The sequence below is a fragment of the Citrobacter sp. wls615 genome (genome assembly GCF_005281355.1).
GTDB lineage: Bacteria > Pseudomonadota > Gammaproteobacteria > Enterobacterales > Enterobacteriaceae > Citrobacter > Citrobacter werkmanii.
On the sequence record NZ_SZXM01000015.1, the window covers coordinates 1 to 22,917 of the forward strand.

The 22,917-nt window shown below is 48.9% G+C and carries 24 protein-coding genes and 1 tRNA gene; 9 read left to right on the plus strand and 16 right to left on the minus strand.

Going from position 1 to position 22,917, the window contains the following annotated elements:
* Positions 1 to 57: 57 nt before the first annotated feature.
* Together ompA and sulA are read right to left on the minus strand one after the other, a co-directional pair.
* Positions 58 to 1,104, minus strand: a complete 1,047-nt coding sequence (ompA, locus tag FDX04_RS04500) for a porin OmpA (protein WP_137370497.1) — start codon at positions 1,102 to 1,104, stop codon at positions 58 to 60.
* 357 nt (positions 1,105 to 1,461) lie between these two features.
* Positions 1,462 to 1,971: an SOS-induced cell division inhibitor SulA gene (sulA, locus tag FDX04_RS04505; protein ID WP_137361077.1), complete on the minus strand. Its 510-nt coding sequence runs from the start codon at positions 1,969 to 1,971 to the stop codon at positions 1,462 to 1,464.
* Positions 1,972 to 2,187: 216 nt separating this feature from the next.
* Between sulA and FDX04_RS04510 the strand changes: the two genes are divergently transcribed.
* Entirely contained in the window at positions 2,188 to 2,802 is a 615-nt protein-coding gene (locus FDX04_RS04510; RefSeq protein ID WP_137361076.1) for a TfoX/Sxy family DNA transformation protein, read from the plus strand.
* Here FDX04_RS04510 and yccS read toward each other — a convergent pair.
* On the minus strand, positions 2,780 to 4,933 hold the full coding sequence (gene yccS, locus FDX04_RS04515; RefSeq protein WP_137361075.1) for a YccS family putative transporter: 2,154 nt from the start codon (positions 4,931 to 4,933) through the stop codon (positions 2,780 to 2,782). The genes FDX04_RS04510 and yccS overlap by 23 nt on opposite strands.
* A gap of 18 nt (positions 4,934 to 4,951) precedes the next feature.
* Positions 4,952 to 5,398: a YccF domain-containing protein gene (locus FDX04_RS04520; RefSeq protein ID WP_038639436.1), complete on the minus strand. Its 447-nt coding sequence runs from the start codon at positions 5,396 to 5,398 to the stop codon at positions 4,952 to 4,954.
* Positions 5,399 to 5,523: 125 nt separating this feature from the next.
* Here FDX04_RS04520 and helD point away from each other — a divergent pair, with 125 nt between their 5' ends.
* A complete protein-coding gene (gene helD, locus FDX04_RS04525) occupies positions 5,524 to 7,578 on the plus strand; it encodes a DNA helicase IV (RefSeq protein WP_137361074.1) in 2,055 nt (684 codons plus the stop codon).
* A 32-nt stretch (positions 7,579 to 7,610) separates the two neighbouring features.
* Here the strand turns inward: helD and mgsA are convergent, their stop codons facing one another.
* Together mgsA and FDX04_RS04535 are read right to left on the minus strand one after the other, a co-directional pair.
* On the minus strand, positions 7,611 to 8,069 hold the full coding sequence (gene mgsA, locus FDX04_RS04530; protein WP_137361073.1) for a methylglyoxal synthase: 459 nt from the start codon (positions 8,067 to 8,069) through the stop codon (positions 7,611 to 7,613).
* Positions 8,070 to 8,162: 93 nt separating this feature from the next.
* Entirely contained in the window at positions 8,163 to 8,825 is a 663-nt protein-coding gene (locus tag FDX04_RS04535; protein WP_137361072.1) for a DUF2057 family protein, read from the minus strand.
* 172 nt (positions 8,826 to 8,997) lie between these two features.
* On the opposite strand from FDX04_RS04535, the gene FDX04_RS04540 reads away from it, so the two are divergent.
* Positions 8,998 to 9,411, plus strand: a complete 414-nt coding sequence (locus tag FDX04_RS04540) for a CoA-binding protein (RefSeq protein WP_006685217.1) — start codon at positions 8,998 to 9,000, stop codon at positions 9,409 to 9,411.
* Between the two features lie 104 nt (positions 9,412 to 9,515).
* Here FDX04_RS04540 and hspQ read toward each other — a convergent pair whose 3' ends face one another.
* Entirely contained in the window at positions 9,516 to 9,833 is a 318-nt protein-coding gene (gene hspQ, locus FDX04_RS04545; protein WP_038639447.1) for a heat shock protein HspQ, read from the minus strand.
* Positions 9,834 to 9,890: 57 nt separating this feature from the next.
* On the minus strand, positions 9,891 to 11,081 hold the full coding sequence (gene rlmI, locus FDX04_RS04550) for a 23S rRNA (cytosine(1962)-C(5))-methyltransferase RlmI (RefSeq protein WP_137361071.1): 1,191 nt from the start codon (positions 11,079 to 11,081) through the stop codon (positions 9,891 to 9,893).
* A gap of 94 nt (positions 11,082 to 11,175) precedes the next feature.
* Here rlmI and yccX point away from each other — a divergent pair, with 94 nt between their 5' ends.
* Positions 11,176 to 11,457 carry an acylphosphatase gene (yccX, locus tag FDX04_RS04555; RefSeq protein WP_042314167.1) on the plus strand — a complete coding sequence of 94 codons (282 nt, stop codon included), beginning with the start codon at positions 11,176 to 11,178 and terminating at the stop codon, positions 11,455 to 11,457.
* Here yccX and tusE read toward each other — a convergent pair.
* Both tusE and yccA read right to left on the minus strand, forming a co-directional pair.
* The gene (gene tusE, locus FDX04_RS04560) at positions 11,454 to 11,783 is read right to left on the minus strand and encodes a sulfurtransferase TusE (RefSeq protein ID WP_137361070.1); all 330 of its coding nucleotides are present in this window, start codon (positions 11,781 to 11,783) and stop codon (positions 11,454 to 11,456) included. The genes yccX and tusE overlap by 4 nt on opposite strands.
* 88 nt (positions 11,784 to 11,871) lie before the next feature.
* Positions 11,872 to 12,531 carry an FtsH protease modulator YccA gene (gene yccA / locus FDX04_RS04565; RefSeq protein ID WP_003035917.1) on the minus strand — a complete coding sequence of 220 codons (660 nt, stop codon included), beginning with the start codon at positions 12,529 to 12,531 and terminating at the stop codon, positions 11,872 to 11,874.
* Positions 12,532 to 12,800: 269 nt separating this feature from the next.
* Between yccA and FDX04_RS04575 the strand changes: the two genes are divergently transcribed.
* On the plus strand, positions 12,801 to 14,429 hold the full coding sequence (locus tag FDX04_RS04575; RefSeq protein WP_137370498.1) for an ABC transporter substrate-binding protein: 1,629 nt from the start codon (positions 12,801 to 12,803) through the stop codon (positions 14,427 to 14,429).
* A gap of 142 nt (positions 14,430 to 14,571) precedes the next feature.
* A tRNA-Ser gene (locus FDX04_RS04580) sits at positions 14,572 to 14,659 on the plus strand.
* Between the two features lie 245 nt (positions 14,660 to 14,904).
* Here the strand turns inward: FDX04_RS04580 and FDX04_RS04585 are convergent.
* From FDX04_RS04585 to FDX04_RS04595, 3 genes are read right to left on the minus strand one after another with little or no spacing between them, the layout of a single operon-like run.
* The gene (locus tag FDX04_RS04585; protein ID WP_137361068.1) at positions 14,905 to 16,347 is read right to left on the minus strand and encodes a glucosyltransferase domain-containing protein; all 1,443 of its coding nucleotides are present in this window, start codon (positions 16,345 to 16,347) and stop codon (positions 14,905 to 14,907) included.
* 1 nt (position 16,348) lies between these two features.
* Positions 16,349 to 17,272: a glycosyltransferase family 2 protein gene (locus FDX04_RS04590; RefSeq protein WP_079224767.1), complete on the minus strand. Its 924-nt coding sequence runs from the start codon at positions 17,270 to 17,272 to the stop codon at positions 16,349 to 16,351.
* On the minus strand, positions 17,269 to 17,631 hold the full coding sequence (locus tag FDX04_RS04595) for a GtrA family protein (RefSeq protein ID WP_137370499.1): 363 nt from the start codon (positions 17,629 to 17,631) through the stop codon (positions 17,269 to 17,271). The genes FDX04_RS04590 and FDX04_RS04595 overlap by 4 nt, the downstream gene beginning before the upstream one ends.
* A 271-nt stretch (positions 17,632 to 17,902) precedes the next feature.
* Here FDX04_RS04595 and deoD point away from each other — a divergent pair, with 271 nt between their 5' ends.
* The 3 genes from deoD (at position 17,903) to FDX04_RS04615 (ending at position 20,735) form a co-directional block, all read left to right on the plus strand.
* The gene (gene deoD / locus FDX04_RS04605; RefSeq protein ID WP_079224765.1) at positions 17,903 to 18,610 is read left to right on the plus strand and encodes a purine-nucleoside phosphorylase; all 708 of its coding nucleotides are present in this window, start codon (positions 17,903 to 17,905) and stop codon (positions 18,608 to 18,610) included.
* A gap of 38 nt (positions 18,611 to 18,648) precedes the next feature.
* The gene (gene tsgA, locus FDX04_RS04610) at positions 18,649 to 19,803 is read left to right on the plus strand and encodes an MFS transporter TsgA (protein WP_042314140.1); all 1,155 of its coding nucleotides are present in this window, start codon (positions 18,649 to 18,651) and stop codon (positions 19,801 to 19,803) included.
* Positions 19,804 to 19,898: 95 nt separating this feature from the next.
* On the plus strand, positions 19,899 to 20,735 hold the full coding sequence (locus FDX04_RS04615; RefSeq protein WP_042314138.1) for an outer membrane protein OmpK: 837 nt from the start codon (positions 19,899 to 19,901) through the stop codon (positions 20,733 to 20,735).
* A 42-nt stretch (positions 20,736 to 20,777) separates the two neighbouring features.
* On the opposite strand, the gene FDX04_RS04620 is transcribed toward FDX04_RS04615, so the two are convergent.
* From FDX04_RS04620 to cbpA, 3 genes are all read right to left on the minus strand, one after another.
* Positions 20,778 to 21,464 (minus strand): Crp/Fnr family transcriptional regulator, encoded by a 687-nt coding sequence (locus tag FDX04_RS04620; protein ID WP_042314136.1) that lies wholly within the window; start codon positions 21,462 to 21,464, stop codon positions 20,778 to 20,780.
* 120 nt (positions 21,465 to 21,584) lie between these two features.
* Positions 21,585 to 21,878, minus strand: a complete 294-nt coding sequence (gene cbpM / locus FDX04_RS04625; protein WP_042314134.1) for a chaperone modulator CbpM — start codon at positions 21,876 to 21,878, stop codon at positions 21,585 to 21,587.
* Positions 21,878 to 22,798: a curved DNA-binding protein gene (cbpA, locus tag FDX04_RS04630; RefSeq protein ID WP_137370500.1), complete on the minus strand. Its 921-nt coding sequence runs from the start codon at positions 22,796 to 22,798 to the stop codon at positions 21,878 to 21,880. Before cbpA ends, cbpM begins: the two co-directional genes overlap by 1 nt.
* Between the last annotated feature and the right edge of the window lie 119 nt (positions 22,799 to 22,917).

Sequence of the window (22,917 nt, forward strand, 5' to 3'; positions counted from 1 at the left end):
TGCTCCGCTTAAGTGAACAGTATTGCGCGATGCGGGGTTTTTTTATAAGACGATAACTTAAGCCTGAGGCTGAGTTACAACGTCTTTGATACCTTTAACTTCGATCTCAACACGACGATCCGGAGCCAGGCAGTCGATCAGTGCAGCGCGAGCTTTCACGTTGTCACAGGTGTTGCCAGTAACCGGGTTAGATTCGCCCATGCCACGTGCAGAGATTTTGTCAGAAGGAATACCTTTAGAGATCAGGTAATCAACAACGGACTGAGCACGTTTCTCGGACAGACCCTGGTTGTAAGCGTCAGAACCGATGCGGTCAGTGAAGCCCAGAACCACTACGGAACCGTCTTTCGGATCCAGGTTGCTCAGCTGGCTGTACATCTGGTCCAGAGCCTGCTGGCCTTCTGGTTTCAGAGTTGCTTTGTTGAAGTTGAACAGAACGTCAGACTTCAGAGTGAAGTGCTTGGTCTGTACTTCAGGAGCCGGAGCCGGAGCAACAACTACTGGAGCTGCTTCTTCCTGCTGGCCGAAACGGTAAGAAACACCAACGCTTAACAGACCGTTATCCGGGCGACCGCCAACGGTGTTCGCGTCACCGATGTTGTTGGTCCACTGGTATTCCAGACGGGTAGCGATTTCAGGAGTAATTGCATACTCTACGCCACCAGCGAATACTGGGGATACACCAGTGTCGTGGTCTTTGAAGCCTTCGTTGTTTTTAGCGTCTGCACGCCAAACCATACCACCCAGACGGGTATAAACGTCCAGATCGTCAGTGATTGGGTAACCCAGTTTAGCGGTCAGCTGAACGCCCTGAGCTTTGAAAGCGCCATTCTGCTCGCTGCCTTTGTACGGCATACGGCCTAACCAGTCATAACCCATTTCGAAACCTACGTACGGGTTAACCTGGTAACCACCGAACGCACCAGCACCCAGTTGGTTTTCGTGGGTCGGTCCGTTGTTGTTGATCTGGTTGTTGCCAACATCATGGAACTGAGACCAGCCCAATTTAGCACCAGTGTACCAGGTATTATCTTTCGGAGCGGCCTGCGCCACGGTAGCGAAACCAGCCAGTGCCACTGCAATTGCGATAGCTGTCTTTTTCATTTTTTGCGCCTCGTTATCATCCAAAATTCGCCATGAATATCTCCGAAGAGAGATAACACGGTTAAATCCTTCACCCGGGGACCAGTTCAATAGTTACTCTACCGATATCTGCGGCTTATGCCGAGCACCCCTGGCGATGTAAAGTCTACAACGTAGTTGGAAACTTACAAGTGTGAAGTCCGTCAGGCATATGAAAAAAAAAGGCTTGTATACATAATATTTAACATTTATGGATTAATAAACGCACTGATGATTTCCTGAAAACCGCTTCAGACAGGCGTTCGGATGAAAAACGCATTAAACCTCAAAGGCAAATTGAAGCATGAAAAAAAAATCCAGGATAAATCCTAATTTTACTCAATGATACAAATTCGAGTGAATTTTTAGTCCGGAATGCTGTCTCCCCGCAAGTGACTGTGCGCAAACAGGACGCATGATAAATCCCATAGCATTTCCTTCATTAGCCGCTTTTACCAGTTCGGCATGCTCATCTTCCGTTAATTCTTCTGCCAGCCAGCCGATAACGACGCTGTAATTACCTGTGCGCAGCGCACGGATCATCGATTCCAGCGTATTGCAGGGGGAGAGTTGGTTAATCTGCATCACTTTTGTCAATGGCAGGCCGGCTGACTGCACCCACTCCCGGCTTAATTTTTGCTGGGGCGTCAGCCACAGCTGCCAGCGTGATTGCTGCCCTAACTGTTGCAGCAGAGGAAGCAGCAGTAGTTGCGTCATCATGGGCTGGTCTTCGCGATAGACTACTTCACTGATAAGCCCAGCGGTTGCGTTCTCTGATGAAATGCGCGCAATGCTGCTTGATGTGGAAGAGAACGACGAAGAACGATTTGCATAGCCTGAAGTGTACATAATCAATCCAGCCCTGTGAGTTACTGTATGGATATACAGTAACCCTGCTATCAACAAAGATCAACCTTATTTTCGGAAACAGGTTCGCAATTTTTAGTCGTAGTTACGGGAAAAATAAAATTCATCTTGCCCCATGCGAATAAGTTGCCTATTTTCGTCATTAACGGATCTGCTACTGAAAATCATTTGCTTACGTTATGATTTAAAAGGATTTTTATGAAAGAACTTTCTTATGCAAAGATCTATAAATCACAAGAATATCTGGCATCTCTGGGAACCATTCATTATCGCTCACTGTTTGGCAGCTACAGTTTGACGGTTGGGGATACGGTCTTTGCGATGGTCGCCAGCGGTGAGTTATATCTTCGGGCCTGCGAGCAGAGCGTACAGTACTGTGTAAAAAATCCGCCTGTCTGGCTGACATTTATAAAGCGCGGGCGCCCGGTGGTACTTAACTACTATCAGGTGAATGATGCGCTGTGGCAAAACCAGCCACAGCTGGTGTCGCTATCACGATATTCGCTGGATGCAGCAGTTAAGGAAAAACAGAGTCGCTTTGCTCAACATCGTCTGCGGGAACTACCAAATATGACGTTTCATCTGGAGACGCTTTTAAATGAGGCAGGAATTAAAGATGAGGGAACATTGCGATCGTTGGGCGCCCAAATGTGTTGGCTGAAACTGCGGCAAAATAATCCAGCCCTGACGGTAAAAATACTTTATGCCCTTGAAGGCGCGGTCGATGGTGTGCATGAAGCTGCGCTCCCGGCGGTCCGTCGCCAGGAGCTGGTGGAGTGGGTCAGTTCTCTTACGCCGGAACCGGGGTATTAGAAGGCAACACAGCAATTTGCTGTTGTAAGCGCCGGATTTCCGGGAGCAGGGCGATCAATAGCCCAACTTGCTGTATAACAAGCGGTTCTTTACTATCCGGACGTGGCTCAATATGCTGAATTCGATGCTTCAGCCCCTCCAGCGCCTGGTAGACGCGCTGTTCGTCTGCGGGTTGATAGTGAAGCGCGTCATCAACATAGCAGACGGCATCATCCAGTAACGCCAGAACCTCCGGGTTGGTTAACTGTTCGCGATGTGCGCCAAGGGCGGAAATGTAGCTGGTAAACGTATGATTGAGGCACAGTAAGCGAAACGCTGTTTCTCGCGTTTGGGCCGTGACATCCGGTTCACTCGACATGTTCGACACCACGGAGGCAAGCTCTGCATCACGATTGTGCGCGTCACGACGGGCGATACGGTATGCCATACGATTATCACGACCCTGATGATATTGTTCAAGAATAGCATCGAGGTAACGACAGTTTGCGTCAGTGGCCCGCTCAATGACACGCGGCAGGTTACGAAAACGCCAGTCTGGCCAGATAAAACTGACGGCTGCCCAAGCGATGGCACACCCAATCAGCGTATCGATGACGCGCGGCAGCGCCACTTCGAAACCTTCACCGAGCAGATTAAAGCACAGCAATACCAGCAGCGTGATAAACATCGTGGCGTGTGCATACTGGACGTTGCGAAAGGCAAAAAACAGTACGCCAGTGATCACCAAAAGTATCAACTGACCTTCCAGAGAGGGAACGAACCACAGAATAGGCAAACCAATGGCGATCCCTACCAATGTGCCGATAATCCTTAGCGCCAGGCGATGTCGGGTGGCGTTGTAGTTTGGCTGACAGACAAACAGACTGGTCAGCAGGATCCAGTACCCGTGGTTCATCCCGGTAATCTGGATGATGGCATAGCCGACACAAAGCACCAGCGACATGCGCACGGCATGGCGAAACAGGGCTGACTCAGGCGTAAAATTACGGCTCAGGCGTAACCAGATATCGCTGAACCCATGCGGACTGTCATCGGCGAGCTGATTTTCAGACTCATTACGCGAGAGTACCTGGGCCTGTTCTGACTCGATGGTGGCCAGTTGGGCGTCGATAGCTCGCAGGTTTGAGAGCAAAAATCCCAGCGTGTTGAGCAGGTCTGCAGGCGCACCGCTCGCACGCATACGCTCCAGGGCGGCATCTATATGCGTGAAGACGCGCTCAAAGTGCGGATCGTGCTGGTAAGGCGTACGTAATAAAATACAGCGGGACAACTGGGTACAGGCTTGCCCCTGCATCGACATTAAGCGCTGGAAGCGAAACATTACGTCGCTGTGACGGAAATGGTCGCGTAGCGTTTGATACTGAATATGTGAGGAGCTGGCGCGTTCGTGAATATCCTGCGCTACAAAATAGTAATGTAGCGTTCGACGCGTTCCGCGCTGTCCGCGGTCACCGCGCAGGCGAGTCAGTAACGATACTTTGGTCTGGTTTAGCGTCGCCATCAATTGCCCATTAGCGAGGGCCAAATCATATAACGGTGCCTGGCTTTCATCTTCAATGTCGGGATCAAAAAGGCGTGATTTCAGTTCCAGGTAGTGCGCTAACTGTTCGTAGCTACGCGCAAGGTTGTCCTGTAGTGGGCGGATGGGGAACAGGAGATGCCCGGTCAGCGTCAGAAGGTTGTACCAGATAGCACCAGCGAGCAACAGGATCGGCTGCTGATACCACTGATCGTAAAGCGACGTTCCCAGCATGGTATAAATGGCAATCAACAACGCACCAAAAGCGATGGTTGCATAGCGCTGGCCTAACCCCCCCAGCAGAATGAAGCCGCTGGTGGAAAGCGTTAATCCAATGGCAAACAGCCATGGCCATGGGAAGAGCAGTTCGACAGAGGCCGAGGCAATAAAAAAGCAGATCAGCGTGATGATCAAATTGCGCAGCCGGCCAGCGAGACGATCGTCCAGATCGGTCAGCGCGGCAGCGACCATACCCAGCGTGAGCGGGATGGTCAGCTTAACATCGCCCAGCCACCAGGGCAGCGCTGTGGTGCCACAAAGCGCGATAAAAATTCTCACGTAGTACAGCCAGGTGCTGTTCCAGGTATAGCGTTTAAGCAGTGGACTTAACATAAAGGCCATCAGTCCTGATTATTCAAAGCGACGGCGCGCATTGGCTTCACGCGCAGCGCGGGCAACTTCGACTGAAACCACCCGACGACCCACCGGCCAGAGCGCAATAGCAGCGATTTTAAAGTTCGCGATGCCCACCGGAATACCAATAATCGAAATGCACTGGGCAATACCGGAGACAATGTGCATCAGGCACAGCCACCAACCGAAGAAAATCAGCCAGAAAATATTGAGCAATGTGCCACCGGTATTAAGAAGCACGTTTTTCCCTGCCGGATTAAGTTCATCGACATGAATCGCTTCGTTGCCATAGGGAAACAGCGAGAGTCGGGTTATTTCCCAGCACGAACGGGTCAAGGGTAATGTAAAAATAAGCACAATACTGACCAGCGTAGCCAATAACCAGGCCAGGGTGGTGGCGAACCCACCCAGCACAAAATTTAAAATATTCAGAACAGTACGCATAAACCCTCGGTTAACTCTGGTTTTCTGTGAATTCGGCAATTGTAACGTTTTTTTGGGCTGGAGCACGTTTTCTCTGGCGGTTACACTGATAAGCAAACCTCTTCGTGTGGATCCGCTTGAGTCTTATGGAACTGAAAGCAACTTCTCTTGGAAAACGTCTGGCACAACACCCTTACGATCGGGCCGTTATTCTCAATGCCGGGATTAAAGTTTCCGGCGATCGTCACGAGTATCTTATTCCCTTCAATCAGTTGCTGGCTATTCATTGCAAACGCGGCCTGGTATGGGGCGAGCTGGAGTTTGTACTCCCGGATGAAAAGGTGGTTCGCCTTCACGGTACAGAGTGGGCGGAAACCCAGCGCTTCCATCATCATTTAAATGCGCTCTGGCAACAGTGGAGCCAGGAAATGAGTGACGTTGCTGCGGGGGTTTTACAGCAGCAGTTGGATGCGATTGCATCCCGGACAAGTGAAAATAAATGGCTGACGCGTAGCCAAACCTCAGGATTGCAACAGCAGATCCTCCGTGCCTTTGCTGCATTGCCGCTACCGGTGAAGCGGCTGGAAGAATTTGAAAATTGCCGGGAGGCGTTACGCCAATGCCAGGCATGGTTGCAGGATATTGAGGCCTGTCGTTTACAGCACAATCAGGCATATACCGATGCGATGCTGGCGGAGCATGCCGAGTTTTTCCAGCACATTGAATCTTCGCCGCTGAACCCTGCCCAGGCGCGCGCGGTAGTGAATGGTGAGCAAGCATTATTGGTGCTTGCAGGGGCGGGAAGCGGCAAAACATCGGTTCTTGTCGCTCGTGCGGGTTGGTTGTTAGCGCGAGGCGAAGCGGCGGCTGAACAAATTCTGTTGCTGGCGTTCGGTCGTAAAGCAGCTCAGGAGATGGATGATCGCATCCGTGAACGTCTGCATACGGACGAGGTCACCGCGCGGACGTTTCATTCACTGGCGCTGCATATTATTTCGCAGGGCAGCAAAAAAGTCCCGACAGTTAGCAAGCTTGAAAATGACGCCGTTGCGCGCAGCAAACTCTTCATTACTACCTGGCGTCAGCAGTGCAGCGAGAAAAAAGCGCAGGCCAAAGGTTGGCGACAGTGGTTAGAAGAAGAGATGCAGTGGTCTGTACCTGAAGGTAACTTCTGGGACGACGAAAAATTACAGCGGCGTTTGGCCTCCCGGCTCGATCGCTGGGTTAGCCTGATGCGTATGCATGGCGGAGCGCAGGCGGAGATGATTGCCAATGCCCCGGAGGAGATCCGCGACCTGTTCAGTAAACGCATAAAGCTCATGGCGCCCCTGCTCAAAGCCTGGAAGAGCGCCCTGAAGGACGAGAATGCCGTCGATTTTTCCGGGTTAATCCATCAGGCCATTGTTATTCTGGAAAAAGGGCGGTTTATTAGTCCCTGGAAGCATATTCTGGTCGATGAATTTCAGGATATTTCTCCTCAGCGTGCCGCCTTGTTGGCCGCGCTACGCAAGCAAAACTCGCAGACTACGCTGTTTGCCGTAGGCGATGACTGGCAGGCCATTTACCGGTTTAGCGGGGCGCAACTATCTCTGACCACCGCGTTCCAGCAAAACTTTGGCGAGGGCGATCGCTGTAATCTGGATACGACTTACCGTTTCAATAGCCGTATTGGCGAGGTCGCAAATCAGTTTATCCAGCAGAATCCTCATCAGCTTACGAAACCGCTCAACAGCCTGATGACAGGGGATAAAAAAGCCGTCACCTTGCTTGATGAAAACCAGTTGGATCTGCTGTTGGATAAACTGTCGGGTTTTGTGAAAACAGAAGAGAGAATTCTGGTCCTGGCGCGATACCATCATCTGAAACCGGCCAATCTGGAGAAAGCGGCTACCCGCTGGCCTAAGCTACAGCTGGATTTTATGACTATCCATGCCAGTAAAGGGCAGCAAGCGGACTACGTTATTGTCGTCGGTCTTCATGAGGGTAATGATGGCTTTCCTGCGCCAGCCCGCGAGTCGATTATGGAAGAGGCGTTGCTCCCGCCGGTTGAAGATTTTCCGGATGCCGAAGAGCGAAGGCTGCTGTATGTGGCACTAACGCGCGCACGTCACCGGGTGTGGTTGCTGTTCAATAAAGAAACACCATCGTGTTTTGTTGATGAGCTTAAGCGACTGGATGTACCCGTAACGAGGAAACCCTGAAACGCAGGCGGTAGTTGCCGCCTGCCTGGGCATTATTTGAGGCGTTCTGCCAGATAACGGGCGTAATCCGGAATTAGTATGTCCGTCGCATCGTTGAAGTTTGGCGACTGGATAATAAAATCGGCGGTCGACACGTTGGTGGCGACCGGAATGTTCCAGACTGTGGCCAGGCGCAGCAGGGCTTTGACATCAGGATCGTGGGGAACGGCGTTGAGCGGATCCCAGAAGAAGATCAGCACATCTATTTTCCCTTCTGAAATCAGCGCACCCACCTGCTGGTCGCCCCCCATTGGACCGCTCAGCATCGCGTTGACGTCCATTCCTGTCGCGCGTTGAATTAAGTTGCCTGTTGTTCCCGTGGCATACAGAACGTGTTTTTCCAGCAACGGCTGGTGGCGTTCCACCCAGCTCATCAACATCTTTTTACAGTGATCGTGTGCCACCAGCGCAATATGCTTACGCGCTGGCAATGCGCGAGTCGTTAATTCCATAGTACAGCTCCCAAGTTAACCTTGTTACAGAGTACTGGAAGCACTTGACGCTGCAAGAGAAAGACAAAAAAAATGCGTATGGGAACATAAATGTCATGAAGAAGGCTGTTTCTGGGCCCACTGCAGAAAGTTACTTCGCGTTTGGGCGTCGGCCTGCTCAAACCAAAATTTTAATCGTTGCTCGGTCAGCGTTTGCGACTGAGGCGGCACCCGATCCAGTTCAGACACCCCAGAAAGCAGCGAGCTGTCGTCGGCCATCATGGTGGCGAATTGTGGCAATGACGCATGTTTAGCCGCTTTGTTATAGCGCTCAGTTTCCATTTCATAATCCACGGTTTTCGCCGTCGAGGTGATTGACAGAATATCCAGCTTAACGGGGATAGGCATGGCGTCCCCATCCAGCAGTTCCACACGAGGTGCATCATCGAAATGTGAGGCATCCCGCTCATTGTTGAGACGAGGAAGATGAAAATTAACCTGGCTGACGAGCTGAGTATCAAAGCTGATAACCAACGGAGGGGAAATATACAGACGTTCTTCGTGGCTGGACAAGCGAAGGGTTTTTTCTACGCGAAATACAAGCTGGTGCCGACCATTTTCCAGCTCAATACTGTCGGCACCACGCAGTAATGAGCTGGAGACTTTTTTTCCGTCCAGCACCAGAAGGTCAATTTCACTCGACAGACGTAAAGAGGTAGCAAAAACGGTTACCGGCAAACACAGAGCAATCAAGGCTGTCACAATGCCGGCTTTCATAGGTCTCTCCTGTCCAGAAAATATCTGCATCAGATGTATCTAAATTTTTCGATGATCATGTTTACTAACATATAGACATATTTTTGAGTTTAGCTCTCATGCGCCAGTATGGGATGAATGGTTGCAAGGCCAGGTTTGTCGTACACTTTGTTAAACAGCCTGGAGGAAGACGATGAAAGAGACCGATATTGCTGGCATTTTGACATCTACCCGTACGATTGCACTGGTTGGTGCAAGCGATAAACCCGATCGTCCAAGCTATCGGGTAATGAAGTATTTACTCGATCAGGGCTATCACGTTATTCCCGTTTCGCCAAAAGTTGCCGGGAAAACGCTGTTGGGGCAACAGGGGTACGCGACGCTGGCGGATGTGCCGGAGAAAGTGGATATGGTGGATGTCTTCCGCAATTCAGAAGCGGCGTGGGGCGTTGCTCAGGAGGCTATCGCCATCGGTGCGAAGACCTTATGGATGCAGCTTGGTGTGATTAACGAGCAGGCAGCAGTACTGGCGCGTGACGCGGGGCTGGCGGTGGTCATGGATCGCTGCCCAGCGATTGAGATCCCGCGCCTGGGACTGGCGAAGTAAGGTTGTGTTGTTGCCTTAAGGCACGTCGATAATCCGGCCCGCGTTGCTGGCCGGATTAGCAGCATAAACCCGATAAGCGAATTGCCATCGGGCTTGTGTTCGCATCAATTACGCAGACGCGGAGCCTGAAGCTGTTTACGGATTGTTCGCGCCAGTTCATCCATCGACGGTTGCTCCGGATGTTCTTCCTGTAGCTCGCCACTCAGCTGTGCTTCGGCCAGATACGTATGCACCGGCAGACCATTATCGTCTTCCATCACCACGTGATACCAGGGAGCGGCGCGAAGTTCGTCGTTAACCGCCAGCTCGTCGGCTGACGGTTCATCAAGCGAATATTCCGGGTCGATATCCACGACCACTCCGAGGTAACCTAACAGGGAATGGCGGACCTGCTGGCCGATACCGAATTTGCTGGCAATCATAGTCACCTCCCGGGAAATAGATACCCTCTATGTAAGGGTAATATTCCACTTTTCAAGTTACATGATGCGACAGGCAAACCCTTTCAGATACAGCCCTTCCGGGTAGGTAGCGATCACCGGGTGATCGGCGGCCTGACGGAACTGCTCTATAAATTGTACATCACGACCAGCATCTATTGCGGCATCAGCGATGATTTTCTGAAATAAATCGGTGGTCATCAGTCCGGAGCAGGAGAAGGTCAGCAATACGCCGCCGGGATTGAGCAACTGAATAGCCAGCATATTGATGTCCTTATAGCCGCGGCAGGCCCCCATCAACTGGCTTTTGTTTTCGACGAACTTCGGTGGATCCATCACAATGACATCAAATTTCTCACCGCGATCGCGGTAAGCGCGCAGCAGTTTGAATACGTCATCACGCACAAATTCAGCTTTGCTCAGATCCAGCTTGTTCAGTTCCACGTTCTGGCGGGCAATATCGAGCGCTTCCTGAGAAGTATCGACGCTGACCACCTGGCGGCATCCGCCCATTAATGCTGAGACCGCAAAGCCGCCGGTATAAGAGAAACAGTTCAGAACCCGTTGATTTTCTACATAACGACGCGTGGCCAGACGGCTGTCGCGTTGATCGAGGTAATAACCGGTTTTGTGACCGTGCTGAATATCAACCAGCAGCTTCATCCCGTGCTCTTCGATAGGCAGCAGGGCTGGCGGCACTTCGCCCGTTACCGGCCCTTGGGTCAGCTCCATTCCTTCTTTTTTACGCACGGCCACGTCGCTGCGGTCATAAATAGCGCAGTCCGGGAACACAATTTGCAGGGCGCTAATCAGCGCGGCGCGTTGATATTCAGCACCAGCGCTGAGCAGTTGCAATACCAGAAAGTTGCCGAAGCGGTCAATGGTGATGCCCGGCAGACCATCGGATTCTCCTGCGATCAGACGATAGCTGTCCAGCCCATCTTTTTTCGCCAGCCAGTCGCGCCATGTTTGCGCCTGTTGCAGACGACGGGTGAAGAAATCAATATCGATGGATTCTGACTTGTCGAATGTCCAGACGCGGGCACGGATCTGCGACGCAGGCGAGTACGCGCCGCGTGCTAACCATTTACCCTGATGGTCAACAATATCGATGGTTTCACCGAGGTTGGCTTTGCCTTCCATACGTGCGACAGCACCGGAAAATACCCACGGATGGCGGCGCAGTAATGATTTATCGCGCCCTTTGGCTAACACTAAACGTACACTCATAATTTACTATTCTGTCAATTCAAAGAAATGGGCGCCATTGTCCTGAGTTTTACGTGTATTTGCAACGCGCGCCGTGATGATAAGGAGAACCGCAATGTCACAAGTCTGCATAATCGCCTGGGTCTATGGTCGGGTTCAGGGGGTAGGATTTCGCTACACCACTCAGCATGAAGCGCAACGTCTGGGATTGACCGGATACGCTAAAAATATGGATGATGGCAGCGTAGAGGTTGTCGCCTGCGGTGAAAGCGAGCGGGTGGAACAGCTAATGAAGTGGTTAAAAGCCGGAGGGCCGAGCAGCGCCAGGGTAGAACGGGTTCTCAGTGAACCACACCGCCCTGGCGACGAGCTAAAGGGATTTAGTATCCGCTATTAAATACATTTGACCGGTTTCGGCAGGCCGGCAATTTTAGTCGCCTGCTTGGCCGGACCTTTTGGGAACAGACGGTAAAGATAACGGCTGTTGCCTTTCTCTTCGCCAAACTTGTTGGCCATCGCTTTTACCAGCATGCGGATAGCGGGGGAAGTATTAAACTCCAGATAAAACTCGCGTACGAAACGCACCACTTCCCAGTGTTCGGGGGAGAGGTCGATACCTTCGTTTTCGGCGATTTTCTCCGCCAGCGGCTCGTTCCACAGCGTGGTATCTTTCAGATAGCCTTCGCTATCGGTACTGATTTCTTTACCTTCAAAGATCAACATAATTCGTCACAGCGTTAGTCAAACTGGCGGCAGTTTACCAAAAAAGAAAGCCCCGCATAAGCGGGGCTGGATAATGCGTGTGGACATCTTAATCGCGGCTGGCGAAGCCCAGAATGCTCAGCAGGCTGACGAAGATGTTGTACAACGAAACGTACAGGCTAACAGTGGCGCGGATGTAGTTGGTTTCACCGCCACGGATGATATTGCTGGTTTCAAACAGGATTGCGCCTGAAGAAATCAGAATAAACACCGCGCTGATCGCCAGATGCAGTGCCGGCAGTTGCAGGAAGATATTCGCAACCATACCGATAAGCACAACCACGATACCTGCCATCAGCATACCGCCGAGGAAGGACATATCTTTACGCGTGGTCAGCACATACGCAGAGCAGCTGAAGAAGACCAGTGCTGTACCGCCCAGCGCCATGCCGATAACATCACCCATGCCCGCAGACAGGTAGGTATTCAGAATTGGCCCCAGAATGTAGCCCAGGAAACCGGTAAAGGCGAACGCTGACAAAATGCCAACCGGTTTATCCGCCGTTTTATAGGTCAGGAACATCAGACCATACATACCCACCAGCGTCAGGATAAGTCCCGGTGAAGGCAGCATCAGCACAGTACTCGCCGTTGCGGTGATCGCCGAAAACGCCAGCGTCAGGCTGAGCAGGAAATAGGTGTTGCGCAGCACCTTATGTGTGCTGAGTAGCGATGTACGATCGCGTGAAGAACTAATAATACGATCCATGAGTCACTCTCTTATGACAGATGTAATTAATGATGAAGGATAATGAAATCAAGGGGAATGACACAGCGGTTTTACCCATCTTTACGCATTTTAAGCCGCCAGGCTTAAGCATATTATTTCAGCAAAAGCTCCCGAATCAGATGTTAGCACTGTATGTGCAAAAATGCCTGTCAGATATCAGCCAGGTAACTGAAAAATATTGCCTTATTCCCGTTTCTCTCTGACAGTGACAGTGGTGCCATCATAAACAGAGCAATAAGGTAAAGGGAATGACTCAAGATAAATCGAAGGTATTTACATTTGCGTTGCTGGCTGCCTGTTTGATGTCGGTAAACGGCGCTACGAGGGCGGCAAATGTTCCGGCAGGAACAGTACTTGCAGAAAAACAGGAGCTGGTGAGAAACAACGGTAGCGAGCCAGCGTCGTTGGATCCGCATAAAGTCGAAAGCAACGTGGAGTTTAATTTAATCAGCGATATGTTCGACGGACTGGTGGCAGTTAAGCCGGATGGGTCTATTGAACCCCGTCTTGCCGCATCCTGGGAGAATAAAGGTAATACCGTCTGGGCCTTTCATTTACGTCCAGGCATAACCTGGTCAGATGGATCGGCTATCACCGCACAGGATGTCGTCTGGAGCTGGCAGCGGCTGGTCTCACCGCAAACGGCTTCACCATATGCCTCGTATCTGGGCAATATGCACGTGGTGAACGCGGTCGATATTGCTCAGGGTAACAAAGATCCCGCCACGCTGGGGGTCAAGGCCCTGGATGATGCCACGCTGGAAATTACCTTAACGCAACCGACGGCGGCATTTCTGGCGATGCTGGCGCACCCGTCGTTGGTCCCGCTCGATAAAGTGCTGATTGGCCGTTTTGGCGATAAGTGGACCCGCCCGGAGCACTTTGTCAGCAGCGGGGCGTACAAATTATCGCAGTGGGTGGTCAATGAGCGCATCGTTGCCGAGCGTAACCCGCATTACTGGGACGATCGGCACACGGTCATTAATAAAGTCATTTACCTGCCCATTAGTTCAGAGTCTGCTGACGTGAACCGCTATAAGGCGGGGGAAATTGACATTGTGTATAGCGTACCGGTCAATCAGTTTGCGCAGTTGAAAAAGACCATGGGCGATGAACTCCATGTCTCGCCTCAGCTTTCAACATATTACTATCAGTTCAATACGACCAGAGCGCCCTTTAATGACCCGCGCGTGCGTCGGGCGCTGAATATGGCGTTGGATAAAGACATCATTGCGCAAAAGGTGATGGGGCAGGGGCAACGTGCGGCGTGGGTTATCAGCCAGCCTGAAATAGGTGGGGTACAACTGCATGCGCCAGAGTATGCGTCGTGGCCACTCGACAAACGTATTGCTGAAGCCAAAAAACTGCTCACGGAGGCCGGATATGGTCCGGAACATCCACTGAGCTTAAATCTGCTCTACAACACCTTCGAAACGCATCAGCGTATTGCGATTGCCGCATCGTCGATGTGGAAGAAAAATCTTGGTGTTGAGGCGAAGCTGCAAAATCAGGAATGGAAAACCATGCTGGATACCATGCACACCGGTAATTTTGACGTTGTGCGCTATGCGTGGATAGCCGACTATGACGATGCCTCAAGTTTCCTCAATATTTTCCGCACCGGCGACAGTGAGAATACCACCGGGTACAGTAACCCTGCCTTTGATGAAGCGATGCATAAGGCAGCGAAAGCAAGTTCACTGGAAGAGCGAGGTAAAGACTACCAGCAGGCTGAAGATCTGTTAGGTGAGGATGTACCTGCTATTCCGATTTATCACTATGTTCGCACTCATCTGGTGAAGCCGTGGGTAGGAGGATTTGCGCCGGATAACCGCGGAAATTACTACACCAAAGATATGTACATCAAAAAACATTAAGCGTGGCAGCCGCTATTTGTGCTGAATAAATGGCCAATTTGTTTTTATTTCAGTCGATTAACACTATTTTGGCTGTTTTTCAGGCAAACGAACACATTGGTACTTTACAGGTCCGTTCGGGATGTTTATAGTGCGCCTCATTGGAAGCGTGGCCGAGCGGTTGAAGGCACCGGTCTTGAAAACCGGCGACCCGAAAGGGTTCTAGAGTTCGAATCTCTACGCTTCCGCCAAACATGAAAAGGGGTTACCGAAAGGTAACCCCTTTTTGCTTATAGGGAAAATTCGAAACCTGTCACTGTAAGAGTTGGTGGTGTTACGTTGCCTAAAATTGGTAAGTGAAGGCATAATCGAGCAACCATCATACTCCCCACTTCAACCCGGGCGGGCTATAGGTAACTTCTTTTTCGCTGGATATAATTGGTTCTGACTCTTCAAAAATAAAGCCCTCAACATTAAGTGTGAGGGCTGTTAATAATTAATTGTTAAATTTACCTAAATAGATTATAGCCGCGTTGTTCTCGATGAATAATGAATAATATTCATTAGATGATACGGGTTGAATTCCTTTATTAATCATGTTAGCAAGTTGGTTTTTGCTTTCATCCACATCAGTATAACCATGCCTGGTTTGAGGTAATCCTTTATTAACTAATTGAAAGGATGCTAAGAATTGGGTGGCCGGATAAACGAAATAGCCTATAAGTGGTTTATTATCTATTAATAATTTTGCTCTTTCATTTTTATTCAATTGACCTACAGTACCAATGGATGTGATGTCTTTATGAGTGGCAATGTCCTGCGCAATCATGCTAAAAACAAAATCTTCATATTGTTGTTGTGACTTCATAGCGTTGCTTAGTTGAGCACTAAAAGCAAGCGAGGCAATGACTGGAATCAGTGCCGCGTATTTAAAACGAGGAGCGAAACGCATAACCGGTATAGCAATTATAACCAGTATAACTGAAAACGAGACTAAAGTACGGGGAAGGACTGGTGCGTCCTGAAGTAATAATGTTGGCCCCATAAGTGAAATAATGAATATTAAAAAGGAGATGGCTCCATACAAAATAAATGATGCTATTTGCTTTATATTAGTACGGTAAGCAATGAGCATAAACACGCAATTTATTAGTATTGGGATTGCGAAGTAAATATAAACTGGGTGGTATAGATAAGAAAGAACCATTTTTTTTAGGGCAATTAATGTTTTGGCCAGATGCTCTAACCCCCCTTGATCTAAATGTATCAATTCTGCTCGAGAGTTATTTTTTGGCGAGAAGAAAAGCATGTAGATAAGAAAAAACGATACGAATAAAATCGTTCTTTTGAATAAGAAAGTTATTGACTCCTGAAATTTTATATTATTTTTTGTTGCGATGATGATCATATCAATTGCAAGCAAGCCAATAAAAATATTGGCACATGGTTGATATAAGGTTAAAGATAATACGCCAACGATTAATTTTGTCGCAATTTCTATCGTCAGATTTTTATTTTTATAGGTATATGCAATCACCGCAAGGAAAAAGGCTATCGACATGCCGAGACTATCATACCTGTACGCAATATTCTGCAAAATGAATGGATTGAATATTAAAAGTGCTGCCACCATATTTGCGTTCGGAATGTCTGATCTAATCAGGTGCTTACTGAGCGCAAGCGCAGATGCGCCTAAGAAAATACATGATGCGAGCATTGTATAAGGAAATAGGTCCAGGTTATAGTGTCCGCTGGCAGAAAAAAATCTTGCTAAAATATCTGCAAAAGGGCGACCCAGACCACGCCAGCCGTAAACTCCTGTTATGGATCTGTCTAAATCATCCCTGTAATATATGCCCGCCTGGATTAAGGGATAAATAAACAACAGGGCTAATCCTGAGTAAATAAACAATGCTTTTTTATCGTATCTAGAGAACATGTTAAATCCCATCTTGTTTTTTAACTATATAGCGTGGTCGTTGTTTGGTTTCGATGTAGATTCTACCTATGTACTCACCAAGCACACCGATACCAATTAACTGAATCCCACCAAGGAAAAGGATTGAGACAATGATAGATGGATATCCCGCAACCGGATTTCCCCAAAAAATCTTGTCTATAATCATCCATGCACCGAACAAGAAGGATACAGCGGCTACAAAAAAACCAATGTAGGTCCATATTCGCAATGGGAACGTTGAAAAACTGGTAATACCCTCCAGAGCAAGATTCCACAATTTCCAGCCATTAAATTTTGATTTACCCGCAATGCGTCCTGCTCGTGTGTACTCAACAACATCAGTACTACCACCTACCCAGCTAAGCACACCTTTCATAAAGAGATTACGTTCCGGCATGAGTTTGATGTTATCAACTACATCGCGGGACATAAGTCTAAAGTCACCAACGTTTTCTTCGATCTTCGGATCGCTTATTTTATTGTGTAATTTATAGAACCATTCAGCGGTTTTGCGCTTCAGTTTTCCATCCGTTGAGCGGTCTGCACGCTTTGCCAGCACAATATCTGCACCCGCAAGCCACTTTTCGACCATCAATGGAATTATGTCGATTGGATCCTGTAGGTCAACATCGATAGGAATAACTGCCTCACCAGAGGAACGCTCAAGGCCTGCAAAAATTGCTGGTTCTTTTCCAAAATTGCGTGTAAATGAAATGGGGACGACGAGCTTATCAGATACGGCGAGAGCATTAATGATTGATTCTGTAGCGTCTTTGCTACCGTCGTTGATAAACACAATTTCGACATCATATTTTTTTAGTTCTTCATGCCTACGCACCGTGTTGTAGAAAATAGGTATTGTATCTTCTTCATTGAACACCGGAACAATCAGAGAAATTTTCATTTCGGATCCCTAAAAACAATGAACCTTGAGTATAAGAAGCCACATACCAGGCTGATAGAGGAGAACTCTATCAACGTTATGAGAGGGGAAATGTTGTAGTGATCGGATACCTGACCAGAGATAAAGCTCAGTAGCCCCATAAATCCAACAAATAGCACATACCCCCGGCTGGTGGCTTTTGCACTAAATGTAAATTTTGCGTTGGCAAAAAATGAAAATGTCACAGCTATCAAAAACGCCACCACGTTGCTCACGGCCTGGTCATTTTTCATGATGTAGACCATGATGCCGAACACCGTCCAATGTAATGCCGTGTTTACAATCCCTACGGAAATGTAGCGTGAAAGTAGCTTTATCATAATTAAGAAAGGTCTAATAGAAAGTGTGCGAGTTTAACATTGATGCAAAACGAGATCGACACCTCGACTTTGACCTTTCGCAGAGGCTTGTTTTGCGATACCTCCGAGCGACTGTGCCGGGGGCGCGGTTTTCCGCTGAGCCACAAGACTGCAACACTAACTCTCAGAAATGAGAGGCCGATCCTCTGAGCAGGACTTTTGTCCTCAATCCCCTGCAAACGTCTGGTTACAATCCCTGCATATCTTCAATACCCATAATTCAGGAATTGTTATGACTGCACATATTAATGCTAAACCGGGTGATTTTGCGCCAACTGTGATTATGCCGGGCGATCCTCTACGCGCGAAGTTTATTGCCGAAAACTATTTAATGGATTACCGCGAAGTTACCAATGTGCGCAATATGTTGGGCTATACCGGTCTTTATTTTGGACAACCTGTTTCGGTAATGGGACACGGCATGGGCATTCCTTCAATGACGCTTTATGCCCATGAGCTGGTACATGATTTTGGCGTGCAGAGAATTATTCGCGTCGGTAGCCTGGGGGCAACCCAACACCATGTCAAAATGCGCGATATTATCCTTGCCGTCGCTGCCGGAACGGATTCCGTTACTAATTTAAAACGTAGCGCGGGCTACGCAATGGCGACGTCTGCGCATTTTCCATTATTACAGCAGGCGTGGACGTTGGCACAAAAGGCCGGAATCGATATTAAGGTCGGTAACGTCTTCAGTGGCGACCTTTATTACGACCCTGACGAAAATTTAATTCCGGCACTGGAAAAATTCGGTGTGCTGGGGGTGGATATGGAAGTAGCTGGACTGTATGCACTAGCGCATCAGTTTAGTATTGAAGCACTGGCTATTTTAACCGTATCCGATCATTGCCTGACAGGAGAAGAAACGACGGCAGAGGAACGACAGTTAACCTTTAAAAATATGATAGAGCTGGCGCTAAATACGGCCGTTACGGCTTAGCCCCGTCTTTTAATTGAACCAATCAGAGATGGCATTATATGAAGAATAAAATAGCACTTACGCTGATTAGTTTTCTGGCAAATTTTATTATGGCAGGGTTTGCCAGCCAATTCGGCATGCTGATTGAACCGATTGCAGTGCGCTACAGTGCCGATGTAAATACTGTCGCCTCAATATTTTCGTTACTCAATGGCGGAGCACTAGCTGGGACCATCGCCGCCTTTTTCCTGATAGAAAAAATCGGTGTGAAGCGTATGACGCTGATTATCTATTCGATAGTATTCCTCTGCGCGCTGGCAATGCACTTAAGCCCCGGCTTATGGCCGGTGATGGTCGCCATGACCTTAGTGGGATTCTGCGGCGGTATTGGTCTGTGCGTGGCGGGAACAATCGTGGTTTCGGTTTGGCAGGATCGTATACAGAGCACGATGCTGGTGGTTCAGGATGCCACCTTTAACGTTGCGGGCGTGGTTTTTCCGCTGATCACTACCTTTGCCCTGACGCATAATATGTCGTGGAGTTATAGCTACCTTAGCGTTGGCATAGTGGCCTTACTCACGCTGGGAGTTGTGATACTAACCCGCTTCAATGCCTGCGAAACGGCTCCTGCGGCGGATCGCACAGATGCAGTGAAATCAGAGTGGAATCCTGGGATTATCAGCGGCGGTATAGGTCTGTTTTTAGGCATGCTGGCGCTGTATACCTTCCTCACCTGGGCACCGTTATTTGTGAAGAACAAGTTTGGTATTCCATTTGAAGAGGCCGGGAATATTATTACCCAATACTGGGGGGCTGCGCTGGTCGGGGCGTTAGTATCTACCGTGATTGTTTCCCGGGTGAAGATCCATTATTTCCTGCTCAGTATTATTCTTCTGGCGTGTGTGATTACTACCATTATCGTTACGAAAGAACAGATCTCTGGGCTTGATTATCTCGCTTACAGTTATGGGTTTGTCTGTGCGGCGTTGTATAACTCCTTTATTGCTTATGGCGTTTCGTTTGTTAAGCGTGCGAGTAGTCAGAACGTTTCTTATATTTTAATTAGTGGTAGCGCCGGGGCTATGTTTAGTCCTGCGATCAGTGCTCTGATGGAAAAAACGATGGGATTGCAGAAAATAATGTATGCAATACCGGTGTTGTATTTAATTATCTTCGTCATGCTGATGGGGACACTCAAACTCAAACGTAAATAAATACAGTAATAACGCTTACCTCCTTAATTAGATAGCCAGCCGCCACACCCTTTATCGGGTGGGGCGACACACAACCTTACTCAAAGGAATTGAAAATGCTGAAGAAAAAAATATCAATGCTTAAAAAAACAGTTCTGGGCACTGTAATTGCTATCAGCTGTACGCAAGCACTTGCGGCTGATTATACTGATGGCAATATTCGTAAAAATGATTTTAACTGGATGCAATTGAATTTAATGCAAAGCGTGGATGCGAAAGTACCGTATGGTATTCGTAATGACACCTATCTGGAACTGGAGTTCGGTGCACGTTCCGGAATTATCGATCTGTATGGTTATGTCGATTTCTTTGATATTTTAGACAGCAAGCAGGACGACCGTCACGGTGGTGATAACTTCTTCGCCAAGATATCTCCACGGTTTTCCCTGGATGCTATTTTCAATAAAGATTTATCCGTTGGCCCATTTAACGAATTTTATATCGCGACGGTGAATAACATCGGCGATCGGGAATTGTTTGAACATTATGTCGGTTTAGGTACGGATGTTAAGGTCCCATGGTTTGGTATGGTGGGAATGAACATCTATGCCCACTATGTTCGTGAAAACTATGGCGCGGATAACGAAGGTAAGTGGGATGGCTACATGTTCTCGACCAACTGGTCGACGCCGTTCTATACCTTCGCTAACGGCAGCTATCTCAACTATCAGGGATACTTTGACTATCAGTTTGCCGCTAACAAGATTGCTAACCAGCCGCTGTATAGCAATAACGCGATTGAATGGTATAACGGAATTTACTGGCATTCAGAACACTATGCGGTAGGTTATGGATTGAAGTATTTCCGCAATATGGCATTGATGGAAAATCACGGTGGAGCAGGGCGCACCACCGGTCTTGGTCACTACTTCAACCTCACCTATAAGTTCTGATAGCGACCCGACGGCACACCAACACTCAGAATGGTTGGTGTGTCAGTCAATGATGTCGTTACCGAGAAATTGGCGTAAACCTTCCAGATCCTTAATTTCCAGACCTTGTTTCGTACGCGTTACCAGCCCGGCATCCGTCAACGCTTTTACCGCCCGTCGATATACCCTGTCGGTCGTGCCGAATCGCTCCGCTTCCTGATATTTTTTATGAAAACCATCCATCGGTTGTTTGTTCTGATGCTGGCGATACAGGTCGTACGCTACGTTGTGTACGATTGGGTAGAGCATCCGGTGCAGGAAAATTTCTAACATATCCTGATAGTCAACGGCCATCGCGCTGGCGAAAAATATCGCCAGTCTGGGGTGTTGGTTCAGCGCCTCTTCCAGGCGTTCACAGCTGCACACTGCTACGGTCAGCGGCTCTTCGGCTACAATATCCAGTTGGCAGCGGTAACCGGTAAAAAATTCCATTTCTCCAAACAGTTGTTCATCACATTCCATTGCGCCCAGTTGAAAACGACGCCCATTCTCAGCGCTGTAGCGCAAAGAAATTCTGCCCGACTGCACCATAATCAGTCGATCAACAATTTGTCCCTGGCGATAGAGATATTCATCTTCCAGGATAATCTGAGTTTCAGAGAGCAACTCCTGGAATATTTTCTCGATTAAGGCATCATCCTGCTGCCAGATATTGTGAAAACGACCTTTAGTGAGGGGTTTAAGCTGCATGGCCTAACGTCTTATGGTTTGAGATATTTCTTATTCTGACTGTATGCCATTCGCTGAGCAATGTCATTAAGCGTGGACACTGGATCATAAAAGGGCCAGCGCGATGCTGACCCCAACGTACTACGGATGGCTGATAAAGCGAGACAGGCGCTGGCGCAACACGCGGTTTTCCTGACGCAACTGCGCGTTCTCTTCTAACAACGTCAGCGCAACGGCGATTCCCGGCCAGTCAAGCTCCAGCTCCTGGCGCAGGCGCATTGCGCGTCGCATTACGGTCAGGGCATGATCGTCAAAGGTCTCGTCTTCATGGGGTTCAATCACCCCTAAGCCGACAATCTCATGCAGTTCCTCTTCTGATACACCGGTGTACAGGCAAAATTCGGTAATGGTAAAGGTGACGGTGACATTAGCCATTATGCTTTCCCCCACTCTTTGCGCGGATCAAAGGTCTTTTGTGCATCTGCCAGCTGTTGCCACAGAGCGGCGCTGGCGTCGTCAGGTTTCGGCGGCATCACGATTTTGATCACCGCGTACAAATCGCCGGTATGTTTTTTACTCACCAGACCTTTGCCCTTAATGCGTAACCGCTGCCCGGCCTGACTGCCCGCAGGGATGGTTAACAGGATGCTTTCTTTCAGCGTAGGTACGGTCACTTTTGCGCCCAAAGCGGCTTCCCACGGTGCTACGGGAACGACAATTTCCAGATCCTGATTGACGATATCAAACAGTGGGTGCGGTGCGATATGAATCACCAACCACAAATCACCGTTCGGTCCTCCGTTTTCACCAGGGGTACCCTGGCCTTTCAAACGGATGCGCTGACCGTTGCCCACGCCTGCCGGGATTTTGACGTTCAGCGTTTTGGGAATTTCCCGTTCAACCATACCGAAGGCATTGTAAACCGGCAGGTTGTAACTGATAGTGCGGCTATGCTCAGTGAGCGTTTCTTCGAGGAATACGGCAACTTCAATTTCAATATCGTGTCCGCGGCTGGCATGGCGCTGTCGCGTGTGGTGTGTATGCTGACCAAAAATGGAGGAGAAAATATCGTCGAAATCTTCGGCGCTGTAGTTTTGGTTCTCTCCTTGCTGGAATTGACGGTTGAACTGAGGGTCGTTGCGGTGCTGCCACAACTGGTCGTACTCGGCGCGTCGTTGTTCATCACTCAGTACTTCCCATGCTTCAGCGACCTCTTTGAACCGGGCTTCTGCGTCAGGTTCTTTGCTGACATCAGGATGGTATTTACGGGCGAGTCGACGATAGGCGGTCTTGATTGTCTTGAGATCGTCTGTCGGTTTCACGCCCATAATGGCGTAATAATCCTTTAATTCCATAGCGTTCTCTCGTGTAAATCAACACTTGCAGAAGGTGAACCCTGACAAAAGGTGTCACCGCTAAGTTTAGGGTAATCCTGATAACGGCGAATGCCAACCGGGAAGAAAGGATATCGTTA

Bases quoted from the DNA above. Each gene is read 5' to 3' on its own strand.
- ompA (WP_137370497.1), bottom strand. From the start codon at position 1,104: ATGAAAAAGACAGCTATCGCAATTGCAGTGGCACTGGCTGGTTTCGCT.
- sulA (WP_137361077.1), bottom strand. From the start codon at position 1,971: ATGTACACTTCAGGCTATGCAAATCGTTCTTCGTCGTTCTCTTCCACA.
- FDX04_RS04510 (WP_137361076.1), top strand. From the start codon at position 2,188: ATGAAAGAACTTTCTTATGCAAAGATCTATAAATCACAAGAATATCTG.
- yccS (WP_137361075.1), bottom strand. From the start codon at position 4,933: ATGTTAAGTCCACTGCTTAAACGCTATACCTGGAACAGCACCTGGCTG.
- FDX04_RS04520 (WP_038639436.1), bottom strand. From the start codon at position 5,398: ATGCGTACTGTTCTGAATATTTTAAATTTTGTGCTGGGTGGGTTCGCC.
- helD (WP_137361074.1), top strand. From the start codon at position 5,524: ATGGAACTGAAAGCAACTTCTCTTGGAAAACGTCTGGCACAACACCCT.
- mgsA (WP_137361073.1), bottom strand. From the start codon at position 8,069: ATGGAATTAACGACTCGCGCATTGCCAGCGCGTAAGCATATTGCGCTG.
- FDX04_RS04535 (WP_137361072.1), bottom strand. From the start codon at position 8,825: ATGAAAGCCGGCATTGTGACAGCCTTGATTGCTCTGTGTTTGCCGGTA.
- FDX04_RS04540 (WP_006685217.1), top strand. From the start codon at position 8,998: ATGAAAGAGACCGATATTGCTGGCATTTTGACATCTACCCGTACGATT.
- hspQ (WP_038639447.1), bottom strand. From the start codon at position 9,833: ATGATTGCCAGCAAATTCGGTATCGGCCAGCAGGTCCGCCATTCCCTG.
- rlmI (WP_137361071.1), bottom strand. From the start codon at position 11,081: ATGAGTGTACGTTTAGTGTTAGCCAAAGGGCGCGATAAATCATTACTG.
- yccX (WP_042314167.1), top strand. From the start codon at position 11,176: ATGTCACAAGTCTGCATAATCGCCTGGGTCTATGGTCGGGTTCAGGGG.
- tusE (WP_137361070.1), bottom strand. From the start codon at position 11,783: ATGTTGATCTTTGAAGGTAAAGAAATCAGTACCGATAGCGAAGGCTAT.
- yccA (WP_003035917.1), bottom strand. From the start codon at position 12,531: ATGGATCGTATTATTAGTTCTTCACGCGATCGTACATCGCTACTCAGC.
- FDX04_RS04575 (WP_137370498.1), top strand. From the start codon at position 12,801: ATGACTCAAGATAAATCGAAGGTATTTACATTTGCGTTGCTGGCTGCC.
- FDX04_RS04585 (WP_137361068.1), bottom strand. From the start codon at position 16,347: ATGTTCTCTAGATACGATAAAAAAGCATTGTTTATTTACTCAGGATTA.
- FDX04_RS04590 (WP_079224767.1), bottom strand. From the start codon at position 17,272: ATGAAAATTTCTCTGATTGTTCCGGTGTTCAATGAAGAAGATACAATA.
- FDX04_RS04595 (WP_137370499.1), bottom strand. From the start codon at position 17,631: ATGATAAAGCTACTTTCACGCTACATTTCCGTAGGGATTGTAAACACG.
- deoD (WP_079224765.1), top strand. From the start codon at position 17,903: ATGACTGCACATATTAATGCTAAACCGGGTGATTTTGCGCCAACTGTG.
- tsgA (WP_042314140.1), top strand. From the start codon at position 18,649: ATGAAGAATAAAATAGCACTTACGCTGATTAGTTTTCTGGCAAATTTT.
- FDX04_RS04615 (WP_042314138.1), top strand. From the start codon at position 19,899: ATGCTGAAGAAAAAAATATCAATGCTTAAAAAAACAGTTCTGGGCACT.
- FDX04_RS04620 (WP_042314136.1), bottom strand. From the start codon at position 21,464: ATGCAGCTTAAACCCCTCACTAAAGGTCGTTTTCACAATATCTGGCAG.
- cbpM (WP_042314134.1), bottom strand. From the start codon at position 21,878: ATGGCTAATGTCACCGTCACCTTTACCATTACCGAATTTTGCCTGTAC.
- cbpA (WP_137370500.1), bottom strand. From the start codon at position 22,798: ATGGAATTAAAGGATTATTACGCCATTATGGGCGTGAAACCGACAGAC.